This is a genomic window from Vibrio sp. 1562, assembly GCF_033340155.1.
GTDB classification, from domain to species: Bacteria; Pseudomonadota; Gammaproteobacteria; order Enterobacterales; family Vibrionaceae; genus Vibrio; species Vibrio alginolyticus.
The window spans coordinates 1-15071 of sequence record NZ_JAWOVY010000041.1; the positions used below are offsets into that span (position 1 = coordinate 1).

General features: G+C 43.4%; 9 protein-coding genes. All 9 read left to right on the forward strand.

Annotated elements, in window-relative coordinates:
* Window positions 1-325: 325 nt before the first annotated feature.
* Window positions 326-1249 carry a WYL domain-containing protein gene (locus R7Z49_RS22350; protein WP_318112050.1) on the forward strand — a complete coding sequence of 308 codons (924 nt, stop codon included), beginning with the start codon at window positions 326-328 and terminating at the stop codon, window positions 1247-1249.
* Window positions 1250-1308: 59 nt separating this feature from the next.
* On the forward strand, window positions 1309-2877 hold the full coding sequence (locus R7Z49_RS22355) for a type I restriction-modification system subunit M (protein WP_318112052.1): 1569 nt from the start codon (window positions 1309-1311) through the stop codon (window positions 2875-2877).
* Window positions 2874-4031, forward strand: coding sequence for a restriction endonuclease subunit S (locus tag R7Z49_RS22360; RefSeq protein WP_318112054.1), 1158 nt, complete (start codon window positions 2874-2876; stop codon window positions 4029-4031). Before R7Z49_RS22355 ends, R7Z49_RS22360 begins: the two co-directional genes overlap by 4 nt.
* A gap of 1 nt (window position 4032) precedes the next feature.
* Window positions 4033-5322: an anticodon nuclease gene (locus tag R7Z49_RS22365; protein ID WP_140591457.1), complete on the forward strand. Its 1290-nt coding sequence runs from the start codon at window positions 4033-4035 to the stop codon at window positions 5320-5322.
* Window positions 5319-8432, forward strand: a complete 3114-nt coding sequence (locus tag R7Z49_RS22370; protein WP_140591453.1) for an HsdR family type I site-specific deoxyribonuclease — start codon at window positions 5319-5321, stop codon at window positions 8430-8432. Before R7Z49_RS22365 ends, R7Z49_RS22370 begins: the two co-directional genes overlap by 4 nt.
* Before the next feature lie 103 nt (window positions 8433-8535).
* Window positions 8536-9795, forward strand: coding sequence for an SIR2 family protein (locus R7Z49_RS22375; RefSeq protein WP_318112057.1), 1260 nt, complete (start codon window positions 8536-8538; stop codon window positions 9793-9795).
* A gap of 12 nt (window positions 9796-9807) precedes the next feature.
* Window positions 9808-11547 carry an ATP-binding protein gene (locus tag R7Z49_RS22380; RefSeq protein ID WP_136249871.1) on the forward strand — a complete coding sequence of 580 codons (1740 nt, stop codon included), beginning with the start codon at window positions 9808-9810 and terminating at the stop codon, window positions 11545-11547.
* Between the two features lie 117 nt (window positions 11548-11664).
* Window positions 11665-13815 (forward strand): MobH family relaxase, encoded by a 2151-nt coding sequence (gene mobH, locus R7Z49_RS22385; RefSeq protein WP_318112061.1) that lies wholly within the window; start codon window positions 11665-11667, stop codon window positions 13813-13815.
* A 48-nt stretch (window positions 13816-13863) separates the two neighbouring features.
* A partial coding sequence (traD, locus tag R7Z49_RS22390; protein WP_318112062.1) for a conjugative transfer system coupling protein TraD occupies window positions 13864-15071 on the forward strand: 1208 nt, incomplete at its 3' end.

The window sequence follows — 15071 nt, forward strand, 5'->3', positions numbered from 1 at the left end:
CGCATTGATAGCGGCTATCAGCATTGGCACAAAACAAGGTCTTCACGCTCATGACTCAGCGGCAATTGTAATCCAGAACAAAAAGTTGCCGCTTAGTCTTCCCTACAAAATAATTTGTGATAGGATGATACCTAATAAAATTAATTAGGTTGAAGCCTATTCAGTGTTTTATGGCCATCTGTCCAGCTTCAACCAGTAGAGATTGATTAGTCATTGCGGATAAAGAGCAGCATTGAGTGACACTATTCAATGTGATTACGCGATGACGGTCCTTACTTTATAAGCAGAGTATTAAGAATCTGGTTGAATTGGATAAACAAGACGCATGACAAATGATGGTCTGAAACAAACGGTAGTGGCGAAGTCAGATCGGCTTTCGCAGATAGCGCAGTTGCCACAAGCAACCAGGGATCGCATTGCTCACATCGATTTCACCTTATTGTTTAAGGGAGAAGCGGTACGGGCGGACTTAGTCGATCGCTTCAGCATAGCCGCTGCACAAGCAACGAAAGACTTCACCATGTACCGAGAGCTTGCGCCAGGCAACATTGAATATGACCAAAAGCTCAAGTTGCATAAGCGTGGTGAAGCTTTTGAGCCCTTGTTCGACTATGACGTTGTGAGAACACTGGCAACCATTAGCCAAGGGTACGGTGATGGTTTTACTGGAAAGGTAAAACCACCTCTTGCGTGTGAAGCGCCTTATCACCTTAACAAGCCGAGTTTATCGATAGTAGCGAAAGTCACCGAGGCCATACACAAAGGCAAAGCCTTGCGTATCACCTATGTGTCGTTATCGAGCGGTGAAACCACGCGTGAAATTGTGCCGCATACGCTGGTGGACAATGGCCTGCGTTGGCACGTTCGTGGTTTTGACCGCAAGCATAATGAGTTTCGTGACTTTGTACTGACCCGAATTAAAGCAGCGGCTGTGCTTGAAGGTTCCACTTTGTCTGAAACCGAGCTCGAAACCCAAGACCGGCAATGGAACCGCTTTGTAGAGCTAGAGTTAGTGCCGCATCCACGCATAGAGCACAGCGAAGCGATAGAGCTGGACTATGGCATGACGGGTGGCGTTCTAAAGGTTGAGATTAGAGCGGCAACCGCTGGGTATTTGCTTCGCCAATGGCATGTGGATTGTTCCAAAGCACACAGCCTTCAAGGCACTGAATATCAACTTTGGTTAAAGAATACTCCGACACTCTACGGGGTCGGAAATTTGAATTTAGCTCCAGGGTTTAACGAATGATGTTCGACGACAGTGAATATTGCATAACCCATAAACGAATTAAAAGCAGGAATTAACATATGACAAGTTTACAACAACGTGCCGAACTTCAACGCCAAATATGGGCGATTGCCAACGATGTTCGAGGCTCAGTGGATGGCTGGGATTTTAAACAATATGTACTGGGTACGCTGTTCTACCGTTTTATCAGTGAAAACTTTGTCAACTACATCACAGGCGGAGATGAGAGCGTTAATTATGCTGCCATGTCTGACGATGATGAAAACATCAAGTTTGCTAAAGAAGATGCCATTAAAACCAAAGGCTATTTTCTTTACCCTAGCCAGTTGTTTAGCAATGTAGCGGCTAATGCACACAAAAACGAAAATTTAAATACGGATTTGGCAGCAATTTTTGCTGCAATCGAAAACTCAGCCAATGGCTATGATTCAGAAAAAGACATCAAAGGCTTGTTTGCGGATTTTGATACCACCAGTAATCGTCTGGGTAATACGGTAGAGGCAAAAAACAAACGCCTGGCAGCCGTTTTAAAAGGCGTGGCAGGTTTAACCTTCGGTAATTTTGAAGACAACCAAATTGATTTATTCGGTGATGCCTATGAGTTCCTAATTTCAAACTATGCCGCCAATGCGGGTAAATCCGGTGGCGAATTTTTCACCCCTCAGCACGTTTCAAAATTGATCGCGCAGCTGGCCATGCACGGCCAAACCAGTGTGAATAAAATCTATGACCCTGCGGCGGGTTCGGGCTCGTTGCTGTTACAAGCTAAAAAGCACTTTGATGCGCATATCATTGAAGATGGTTTTTTTGGCCAAGAGCTTAATCACACCACCTACAACTTAGCGCGTATGAATATGTTTTTGCATAACATTAACTACGACAAGTTCAATATTCAGTTGGGTGACACCTTAATCGAACCACACTTTTTGGAGGAGAGAAACAATAGAGGTTTCGACGCGATTGTCTCTAACCCCCCTTATTCGGTGAAATGGATTGGTAGCGACGACCCAACCCTAATCAACGATGACCGCTTTGCGCCCGCAGGTGTGCTTGCACCCAAATCAAAAGCCGACTTTGCCTTTGTCCTTCATGCGCTAAGTTACCTATCCAGCAGAGGGCGAGCGGCGATTGTTTGCTTCCCCGGTATTTTTTACCGTGGTGGTGCTGAGCAAAAAATTCGTCAGTACTTGGTTGATAACAACTATGTTGAAACCGTGATTTCACTGGCACCAAACCTGTTTTTTGGCACCACCATTGCGGTGAATATTTTAGTGCTGTCTAAGCACAAAACTGACACTACCACCCAGTTTATTGATGCCAGCGGTTTGTTTAAAAAAGAAACCAACAACAACGTGCTGACTGAGCAGCACATTGAAGACATCATGAAAGTGTTTGCCAGCAAAGAGAACGTTGATCACTTTGCTAAATCGGTTGATTTGGACGTCATAGCAGGCAATAGCTACAACCTCTCGGTGAGCAGTTATGTGGAAGCTAAAGACATCCGCGAGTTAGTGAATATTGCAGAGCTTAATGCAGAGCTTAAAACCACCGTCGCTAAAATCACTCAACTTCGCCATGATATTGATGCGATTGTCTCCGAAATTGAAGGAGAGGAGGTTGAGGTATGAGTCACTTGAACTATTTAGAGAAGCTATTAGAAGGCGTGGGTACTGAATGGCAAGCTTTAGGTGATTTAGTAACATTACGCCGAGGGAGAGTTATGTCAAAAGGGTTCCTGTCTGAAAATACAGGAATATTCCCTGTTTATAGCTCTCAAACAGCAAATGATGGAATGATTGGCTCAATCGACACTTACGATTTTGATGGTGAATATATTAGTTGGACCACCGATGGCGCAAATGCGGGCACTATATTTTATCGTAAAGGGAAATTTTCAATTACAAATGTTTGTGGTCTCATGAAGATCATAGATGAAAACCTTTTAAACTATAAGTACTTGTATTATTGGTTGACAACTGAAGCTAAAAAGTACGTTTACTCAGGTATGGGTAATCCGAAGCTAATGAGTCATCAGGTTGAAAAAATTGCAGTCCCAATCCCATGCCCAGATAAGCCAGAAAAATCGCTAGCAATACAAGCTGAAATAGTGCGTATTCTGGACGCATTTACCGCCATGACCGCCGAGCTGACCGCCGAGCTTAACATGCGGAAAAAACAATACAACTACTACCGCGACCAGTTGTTGAGTTTTGAAGAGGGTGAAGTTGAGTGGAAGACGTTAGGTGAGCTTGCAGAAAATCTGGACTCAAAGCGTAAACCTATAACCAGTGGTCTGAGAGAAGCTGGCGAAATTCCATATTACGGCGCATCTGGTATTGTGGATTATGTCAAGGATTACATATTTGACGGTGATTACTTATTAGTCTCTGAGGATGGCGCAAATTTATTAGCCCGTAATACGCCTATAGCATTTAGTATTAGTGGTAAAACATGGGTAAATAATCATGCTCACGTGCTTAAATTTGAAACTTACGCGGAGAGGAAGTACGTTGAATACTATCTGAACAGTATCGACCTAACTCCTTACATTTCTGGAGCAGCCCAACCAAAGTTGAATAAGAAGAACTTGGAAAGTATAAATATTCCAAATCCAGCGCCTAAAGAAAAAGAACGCATTGTGGCTATCTTAGATAAATTTGATTCTTTGACCTGTTCAATTAAAGAAGGTCTGCCCCGCGAAATAGAACTCCGCCAAAAGCAATACGAGTATTATCGTGACCTATTGTTGAGCTTCCCGAAATCTGAAGAGGCAGTTGCTTAATATGGGTAAGGAACTAAAGGACATAGCTAACGACTTAATCAGCAAGAATAAAAAGGTACAGTTGATCTATGCCTTTAATGGCACAGGTAAAACGCGTTTATCACGAGCTTTTAAGGAGGAAATTGTTCCTTCTACACAAAACAATGATAGTGAAGAAGATGGTGAGAAAACTCGTGATAAGTTTCTGTACTACAACGCCTTTACGGAAGACCTGTTTTATTGGGATAACGATTTAAAAGTAGATTCAAGGCCAAAGTTAAAAATACAACCAAATACTTTTACGGGTTGGTTGATAGACTTGTTAAAAGAGTTGGGCGAAGACGGCAACATCGCTACAAACTTTCAACGTTATACGGGTAGCAAAGCTACTCCAATATTCAATGAAAAATACAAAGCTAAAATTGATGAAAAGGAAGTAACGATACCTGCGTTTTCTGAGGTCACTTTTCAAGTCGCCGCAAATGAACCTGTCAACTATGAGCCAGGTACTGCCGCGACTGATGGTGTCGAAAATGTCGTTCAGGGTAAATACGAAGTAATAAAAATTTCAAAAGGTGAGGAAAGTAACTTTGTATGGAGTGTTATGTACACTCTTTTACAACAAGTTGTTTCCACCCTTAATGAGCCAGATGTTACTAATAGAATTACTGATAAGTTTGATGCTTTAGAATACGTATTTATTGATGATCCAGTGAGTTCATTGGATGATAGTCATTTAATTGAATTAGCGGTTGATTTAGCAGGTTTGATCAAGTCTAGTACGTCAGACTTAAAATTTATCATAACAACGCATAGTCCCCTTTTTTATAATGTGCTCTGCAATGAGCTCAATAATAAGGCTTATCAAAAGCAGGCCGATGGTACTTTCAAACCAATCTATAAGCCAAATAAGGAATTTCAAAAATACCGATTAGAAAAGCTGGCTGATGGTGATTTTGAACTACCTGAACAACCGACAGACTCGCCGTTTTCTTATCACTTATTCCTTCTAAATGAGCTTCAGAAAGCCATTAATGACAGACAAATCAGAAAGTATCATTTTAGTCTTCTGAGAAATGTTCTTGAGAAAATGGCCACTTTCCTAGGTTATAACTATTGGCCTGCACTTCTTCAAAAATCTCAAGACGGAAAGCCAGATCCATTCGCCAATAGAATCCTTAATTTATCCAGCCACTCTGCTCATGCTGGCGACGAGATCTCGGATCTAGAAGATAAAGACAAGGATAAATTAGAAACCTTGGTTGGTTACTTAATAAACACTTATGGATTCAAGAAGCAGGAATTACAATGACCAACTATAAAAGTATTGCAGAATCGAATAACTTTATTGTTTTAGATAAATATACACGACAAGACCAAATTGCTGAGGGCTACCAGAGCGAAAGTGATTTAGAGCGTGAACTGATTCAGGACCTAAGCAACCAAGGCTATGAGTATTTACCTGCGCTAACGACGCCAGACGCCATGCTGGCGAATGTACGCAAGCAGCTACAAGCCCTTAATAAGGTCGAGTTAACTGATGCCGAGTGGACTCGCTTTTGCGAGCAGTATCTGAACACACCCAGCGACAATATTCTCGACAAAACCCGCAAGGTGCACAGTGACTATATCTTCGATTTTGTCTTTGATGATGGCCATATAGAAAACATCTACCTGTTCGACAAGAAAACCATTGCGCGTAACAAAGTGCAGGTGATCAAGCAGTTTGAGCAAACGGGAAGCCATGCCAATCGGTACGATGTGACGATTTTGGTCAATGGTTTGCCTTTGGTGCAAATTGAACTGAAAAAGCGTGGTGTGGCGATCCGTGAGGCGTTTAACCAAATACATCGCTACAGCAAAGAAAGTTTTAATGCAGAGAACTCGTTGTACAAGTTCTTGCAGTTGTTTGTGATCTCGAATGGCACCGACACGCGCTATTTTGCCAATACCACTAAGCGCGACAAAAACAGCTTCGACTTCACGATGAACTGGGCGAAGTCAGACAATACGCTGATCAAGGATTTAAAAGACTTTACCGCCACTTTTTTCCAGAAAGAGACCTTACTTGAAGTGATCTTGCGTTACTCGGTATTTGATGTCAGCAATACCTTACTTGTAATGCGCCCCTACCAGATTGCGGCCACTGAGCGCATTTTATGGAAGATAAAGAGCGCGTTTAACGCTAAGAATTGGAGCAACACCGAGAGCGGCGGGTACATTTGGCACACCACGGGTTCAGGAAAAACACTCACTAGCTTTAAAGCGGCACGTTTGGCCACCGATTTAGACTGTATCGATAAAGTCTTTTTTGTGGTGGACCGAAAAGACCTCGACTATCAGACCATGAAAGAGTACCAGCGGTTCTCACCTGATAGTGTGAACGGTTCAGACAGTACCGCAGGGCTAAAAAGCAACCTGGATAAAGACGATAACAAGATTGTTGTTACCACAATCCAAAAGCTCAACAACTTAATCAAAAGTGAAAGCGATTTAGCTATCTACAACAAGCAGGTTGTCTTTATTTTTGATGAGTGTCATCGAAGCCAGTTCGGTGAAGCGCAGAAAAACCTGAAGAAGAAATTCAAAAAGTACTACCAGTTTGGCTTTACTGGTACGCCAATTTTCCCTGAAAACGCCTTGGGTGCTGAAACCACGGGCAGCGTGTTTGGCCAGCAGTTGCACACTTATGTGATCACTGACGCCATTCGTGATGAAAAAGTACTCAAGTTCAAAGTGGACTATAACGATGTTCGTCCTCAATTTAAGAGCATTGAGACTGAGCAGGATGATAAGAAGCTCAGTGCGGCGGAGAACAAGAAAGCTTTCTTACATCCAATGCGCATTCGTGAAATCTCGCAGTATATTCTGAACCATTTTAACCAGAAAACGCATCGAGCCTATTCTGGTGCCAAAGGGTTTAACGCCATGTTTGCGGTCAGTAGTGTTGATGCAGCGAAAGCGTACTATGAAACCTTTAAAACATTGCAGGCCGAGGCCGAAAATGGACCTACAAGTAAACCTCTGCGTATTGCGACTATCTTCTCATTTGCTGCCAATGAAGAGCAGGACGCCATTGGTGATATTTTAGATGAGAGTTTTGAAGTCAGTGCCATGAACAGCAGCGCAAAAGAGTTTTTGAGCGCCGCGATTAACGATTACAACGCCATGTTTAAATCTAACTATGGCGTGGACAGTAATGGTTTTCAGAATTATTACCGTGACCTTGCCCAGCGAGTTAAGAATCAAGAAATTGATCTACTCATAGTGGTCGGTATGTTTTTAACGGGCTTTGATGCGCCTACGCTTAACACCTTGTTTGTTGATAAGAATTTGCGCTATCACGGCTTGATGCAGGCGTTTTCTCGCACCAATCGCATTTATGATGCAACGAAGACCTTTGGCAATATTGTTACCTTCCGGGACTTGGAACAGGCAACCATTGACGCCATTACCTTGTTTGGTGACAAAAACACCAAAAACGTGGTGTTGGAGAAGAGCTACAAAGAATACATGGAAGGCTTTAACGATATTGCTACTGGCCAAGCGCGTCGAGGTTTTGTTGATATCGTAAAAGAGCTGCAAGAACGCTTTCCAAACCCAGAAAATATTGAAAAAGAACAAGATAAAAAAGAGTTTGCCAAGCTGTTTGGTGAATACCTAAAAGCAGAAAATATTCTACAAAACTACGATGAGTTTGCTGGATTAAAAGCGCTGCAAAGCTTAGATACCAGTGATGAACAAGCTGTTGAAGAGTTCAAGGCAAAGTACTATCTGGACGATGCTGACATCGAGACAATGCAAGCTATCGATATGCCGAGCGAACGTGCTATCCAAGATTATCGCTCTACTTACAACGATACCCGTGACTGGTTGCGACGCGATAAAGAAGGTCAGGACAAAGATAAGTCAACGGTAGACTGGGACGATGTGGTCTTTGAAATTGATTTGCTTAAATCGCAAGAAATCAACCTCGATTACATTCTTGAACTGATTTTTGATCACAATAAGAAGAACAAGAGCAAAGAAGGCTTGATTGAAGAAGTCCGCCGTATGATCCGCGGTAGCCTTGGCAATAGAGCGAAAGAGAGCTTGGTGGTTGATTTTATTAACCAGACAAACCTAGATGAGATCAATGACAAAGCCAGCATTATCGACGCATTCTTCAAATTCGCCCAGGCGGAGCAGAAGCGCGAAGCCGATGCCATTATTGCCTCTGAAAAGCTCAATATCGATGCTGCCAAACGCTATATTGCGTCATCACTCAAACGTGAGTACGCCTCTGAAAATGGAACTGCTCTTAATGAAGCGCTGCCCAAACTTAGCCCATTGAACCCACAGTACCGAACCCAGAAGCAAACGGTTTTTCAGAAAATTGCCGCTTTTGTTGAAAAATTCAAAGGTGTGGGTGGGCAGATATAAGTGTTATGACGTGCTGTTCAGGAACGAAGTCAAATAGCGCAAGCGTCTGAAATTTATTGATTTATAGGCTAGTTGTCTTTTACGTGGAAGGTGAATTAACAAAATGGAAAATGAAAACATAGTAAGGTTTTTGTCATCAGACATAAAAAGGAACTCCGCGTCTTCGAAGAGAGAGCCAATCGAAATTGATCTTTCTAATGATGACTTAGATGACGAGCTGGCCACATTCTTTCGTTTTATCAATAAAGTTTTAGATACTGATAACTTAGTCATACTGGCTGGTTCAGGCACGTCTTTAACATTTAATAAGCTTTCTCAGCAGAACAAAGCGCCTATCGCTCCAAGTATGTGGCACCTTTGGGACTATTGTAAAAAAGCAGATGAGAATCTTTTCCAATTGGTTTTGAAGGCAACAAATTATGATGCTATTCAAAAACATCGTGAAGAAAACGGAGATGCAAAGCCTGACATTGAACTATTATTGTCTCTATGCGATTCCTCTTTAGCCGTTGGGAACCTTTCAAATCAAAGAATTAATCAAGTAAGTAAGTTCCTTGAGCAAGCCAAAAACATAATTTTAGCTAAAACTAGCTTTACTGAATCGATCCCTGAATCAGACTGGGTTAGTCATAATAAATTTATGCGTGCAGTAGGTAGGAGGAGTGCTCAGCAACAACGACTTAAACTTTTCACGACTAATTATGACTTGGCTTTTGAGCACGCTGCATCAAATACTGGTTTTGTTGTTATCGATGGTTTTGAGTTTTCTAACCCCTCTTTTTTTAATCCTATGTGGTTCAAGTATGACATAGTGAACCGTGGACATTCCAAGAGCAGTGAAGGCGCATACATATCCAATGTGGTTCAGCTATACAAGATGCATGGCTCTGTGGACTGGAGAAAATTTAACGGTAGAGTTAGAAAGCTAGGTGCTGATAGCAAAATTGGTGAACCTGTTTTTATCTATCCAAGCAGTAGCAAGTATCAGACATCTTATGATTCTCCTTACTTAGATATGATGACTTCTTTTTTGGAAGTAGTTAAACAACCAAAAACGGCTGTATTGTGCCTAGGTTTTGGTTTTAATGATAAGCATATAAATAATGCGCTAACTATGGCGCTTAGGACTAATCCTGAGTTTATGCTGATGGTTGCAACGAAAGACCCATTCAGTGTAACGGGTTCATTTAATAATGAGATTAGGAATCTGCTAATGGCCGCTATTGACCATGGGGATGGCAGAATCGCGATAATGGATTCAACGTTTAAACAGTTTTCTAGTCTGCTACCTGAACGAAGATCAACAACTCCCGAGGACGAACTCTTCAAAGCATTTGAGAAAATCACAGCGAGTATTAAATAAGGGAGACTATTCATGGAGCGGAAAAAGTGGTTTTCCCCGTACGATCCAACAAGACGGATTGGTAGCGTCATTAGCGTATCTGCAACCGAGCTTATCATTAACTTATCTAAAGCGGGATCTGGTGAGCCTAGTTGGTCATTCGGAAATCGAATAGCCGCTGGAGAAGTAAATGAATTTGTATTCATCGACATAGGTGAAACAGCGATACTTGGGCGCTTAGTGAAAGTGTGGATTGAGGGTGGTGAGAGATTAAGTGTTGACGGTTTGGCTGATAAACCATCTGAAAATCATCCAATTGGACTTGTTCAATTATTGGTGAGTTTGAACCCAGCTAATGGTCGTAACTACAAAGGAATTAAGCAGCATCCGAGATTAGGTAGCCAAATATATTCAGCTCACCCGTATCTGGTATCAATAATCGCTGAAGGTAAACAAGATGAAGAGCCAGGCCAAATTCATTTACCGTTAGCTTCACTTCCGCATGATGAATCCGTAACTGTTCACGTTACCCCAGAAAAATTATTTTCACGCCATTGCGCTATTTTAGGAGCAACAGGTGGCGGGAAAAGTTACTCGATGACAAACATCATAGAGCAAGTGATTAAGGCTGGAGGCAAAGCAATTATTATTGACCCGACGGGGGAATATGAGTCACTTGGCTGTGACAGTTACTATGTTGGGAATCATGCAAAAGCAACTCCATTGAATCAGTTAACTTTTCCACATTGGCAGTTTACAGACTCAGATATTAGAGCCTTTTTAAGGCCTTCAGCACAAAGCCAAGCGCCTAAACTGGAGGCTGCTATCGAGAGTCAGAAAATAGTTTGGCAATTTTGGCAGCAACAAAATCATGGCCTTGATATCAATGCAAATTACCTTTTGAACAAATCTGGCCAAGCAAAGGCTCCTTACGAAGCTGCTCTATTGTCTATGAATAGCTCTATCCAGACAGCCCCATGGATGTTTAAATACATTGCTGACCAAATTGTAAACGAGTGTGTGTGGCCAAATGGCGGTAATGCTAGTAATCCTAACCCAACTATTTGGGGCGGTAGAGCTGATAATGATGTTGGCCACTGTTTAAACCTGATAGCTCGGATTAAAGCCTATTCAAACAACCCAAATTTAAAATGGATGATTGACCCGGATGATAAATTAAAGACATTACCTAATCTTATTGATGATTTCTGTTCGCCAATAAGTAGCAATAATGTGCTGAGATTAGATCTTTCTGAAGTTCCATTTGAAGCAAACTCAAGAGAAATACTTGTTAATGCCATTGGTAGAAAATTGTTATCCGTAGCCAGGCAAGGCGCAATAAATCATGGTGCACCTCTATTAGTATTTATTGATGAAGCTCATCAATTTCTCAATAAGCGAATTGGTGAAGAAACGAACAGGTTTGAGTTGGATGCCTTTGGGAATATTGCTAAAGAAGGTAGAAAGTATGGTTTAAATACCATCATTGCTACTCAGCGACCACGTGACATTCCTGAAGATGTTTTAAGTCAGATTGGTACACTTATTGTGCATAGGTTGACCAATCAGCTGGACCAAGAAATTGTAAAAAAGGCTGTTGGCGCTATTGATCAACGTTCAGCATCTTTTCTCCCTGTCTTGGGTCAAGGAGAAGCGTTGCTGTTAGGAGTCGATTTCCCATTTCCTATGACTGTGAAAATGAAACGTCCTGCAAATGCGCCAACTTCGAAAAGCGCTGGCTTTTCTAAAAGTTGGAAACCTTTGCAAAATTAGTTTCAATTAAGACAAAACTGCTTCGCCACTTCCTAGTCAAATAGGTGCGGTTCTTTTACATCTAATTCACCGCCGGTGAGTTTATGAACCTTCACACTATCGTGTCGGAGGTTCACTATGTTCAAAAACCTATTTTTTCAAGCCAAAGCATTACCAGAGCTGTCATCTCAACTGGATACAGACATTCCACGCTACCCGCCATTCCTAAAGGGGTTGCCAGCTGCGTCACCCGAGGATTTGCAGTCCACACAAGACGAGCTAATTGCCAAACTGCGCCAAGTACTTGGCTTTAATCAGCGTGATTTTCAAAGGCTGATTCAGCCCTGCATTGAGCATCTGGCTGCTTATGTTCATTTGTTGCCAGCTTCTGAGCATCATCATCACAGTGGCGCTGGTGGTTTATTACGTCATTCCTTGGAAGTTGCTTTCTGGGCTGCACAAGCAGCTGAGGGGATCATCTTTGTTGCCAGTGGCACACCGGTTGAGAAAAAAGAGCTTGAACCAAGGTGGCGTGTTGCGGCGGCTCTTGGCGGTTTGTTCCATGATATAGGTAAACCTGTTTCAGATTTGTCCATCACAGACGAAGATGGACGCTATCAGTGGAACCCTTTTTTAGAAACCTTATCTCAGTGGACCACTAATAACAGCATTGAACGCTATTTCATTCGCTGGCGCGACGGGCGGTGTAAGCGGCACGAGCAATTTTCAATTCTGGTGTTAAACCGGGTGATGACACCTGAGTTGCTCGCCTGGTTAACTCAACCTGGCCCTGAGATTTTGCAAGCCATGCTGGAAGCGATTGGCAATACCGATCCCGAGCATGTCCTGTCTAAATTGGTTATTGAAGCTGACCAAACCAGTGTCCAGAGAGACCTTAAAGCGCAACGAATTTCCGTTGACGACAATGCCCTTGGTGTCCCAGTCGAACGCTATCTACTTGATGCCATGAGGCGATTACTTGCCAGTTCGCAATGGTTGGTCAATCAGCGAGATGCCAGAGTTTGGATACGAAAATCGAATCAATCAACCCATCTTTACCTGGTTTGGAAAAGCGCGGCTAAGGACATCATTGAGCTGTTGGCCAAAGACAAGATACCTGGCATCCCAAGAGATCCCGATACCCTTGCGGACATCCTTATTGAGCGAGGATTAGCCACTAAATCCGCCTCGAATGAGCGATATGAAAGCCTTGCCCCTGAAGTGCTGATCAAAGACGGCAAGCCAATCTGGTTACCCATGCTGCATATATCTGAGGCCGATTTATTGTTCAGCTCGAATGTACCAAGTAGCGTGAGACTGTTTAGCAAATCTGAGTGGGAAGCAACACAGCAAACACAAGCAGAGCCACAGAGTCGCTCCAGTGATCAGCCATGCTTGCCTGAAGCGTCATCATCAATCGAACACGGCAATTCGTCTGAGTCGCCATCGACAAAATCGTCCGACCAAGATGATGAACTTCGTCTTGCCAGTGATGTTAATCACCTTCAGGCAACTGAAAATGCTCTAGGTGATGAATGCGAAAAGCCTAACAATTCATATGATGGCGCTATCTCAAATAACGTAAACCAGCACGATGCAGAGGCATTGAATCTGCCTGAATCTTTGGCGTGGCTCTCAGAGGCCAGCGGTGCGTTGATTATGGTTGGTGAACAGCTTCTGATCCGATATCCCGATGCCGTAAGACCTTGGTGTGAACCCCGAAAACTGCTTGCTGAACTCAGTCGATTAGATTGGCTTGAACTAGATCCCGCAAACCCGACACGTAAGGCTAGAACTATTACTACGAAAGATGGCGTTCAGGAGCAAGGGTTGCTGCTGAAAGTATCGATTTCTAAAGGGCTTACTGCACTGATTGACCTTCCCAAACAAGACGCAGAACCGGCGGCAGCAATTCAGAACGAAGAGGCTTCACCGCGACCGAGTCGAACTGAGACAACCAATGCCCAAGCAAAAGAACCCGCCACAAGAACGGAGCGAAAGCAAAAGCCGATTGCGGCCAATGCGAACTCAAGTACCGACCCCAAACACGCGCAGCGGCAACAGATGGTTAATTTTGTGAAAGATATGCCCATCTTACTGACCGATGGTGATTACCCAGACGTGGATCATAGTGCCGATGGCATTCGCGTCACGATTCAAACCTTACGCCAAGTCGCCAATGAGCATGGTATTCCAGCCGGACAGCTGCTTCGGGGGATCTCGGCCAGTGACCAATGCCAGTTTGATGAGGGGGAAACGGTTCTGTTTACCGCTCACGCTAAGCGTTAATCCATTTGAAATTAATCGGATTGCAAACAGTTATTTTGCGGAGAATGAATGAAAGAAAACGCATATGAGATGCCCTGGCGCACGAACTATGAAGCCATGGCAGCAGCTGGTTGGCTGGTTGGAGCCACTGGGGCGATTGCCGCAGAAATGCTGACAGAGTTACCGCCCGAACCATTTTGGTGGATGACAGGGATTTCCTCGAGCATGGCGTTGTATCGCCTTCCTGAGGCTTATCGCCTTTATAAGTTGCAGATGGGGCTAAAAGGCAAACCATTGGCATTTATGGAGCTGTCGCATTTGCAAAAGGTGATGGCAAAACATCCTGATGAATTGTGGTTAGGGTATGGCTTTGAGTGGGATCAACGTCATGCCCAACGCGCTTATGAAATCCTAAAGCGGGATAAGCAAACCTTGCTTAACCAAGGTCACGGCAAACAAATGGGTTCAACCTGGATTCATGGTGTTGAGCCCAAAGAAGAAGATGTGTACCAGCCAGTTGGTCACACAGAAGGCCATACCTTAATTGTCGGCACAACCGGTGCCGGAAAAACCCGTTGCTTTGATGCGATGATCACTCAGGCCATTTTGCGCAATGAAGCCGTGATTATTATTGACCCCAAGGGAGACAAAGAACTTAAGGATAATGCACAGCGAGCCTGTATTGCCGCCGGTAGTCCTGAGCGCTTTGTGTATTTTCATCCGGGGTTTCCAGAGCATTCAGTACGACTTAATCCCCTGAGGAACTTTAACCGGGGTACTGAAATCGCCAGCCGAATTGCGGCATTAATACCATCTGAAACCGGTGCTGATCCATTTAAAGCCTTTGGCCAAATGGCACTGAATAACATAGTGCAAGGTCTGTTGCTTACTTCACAGCGTCCTGATCTGAAAACACTGAGACGATTCTTGGAAGGTGGCCCGGAAGGCTTGGTAGTAAAAGCCGTCACAGCCTGGGGGGAGCAGGTGTATCCGAACTTTAGTGTGGAGATCAAGCGCTTTACCGAAAAGGCCAATACCTTAGCTAAACAAGCTATGGCGATGCTGCTTTTCTACTACGAACGCATTCAGCCCGTTGCCGCCAATACTGATTTAGAGGGGCTATTGAGTATGTTTGAGCATGACAGAACCCACTATTCAAAGATGGTGGCCTCATTGATGCCGGTGCTCAATATGCTCACATCAAGTGAACTAGGTCCATTGCTATCACCGATTGCAAACGATGTGGATGACAGCCGGTTAATTACGGATTCTGGCCG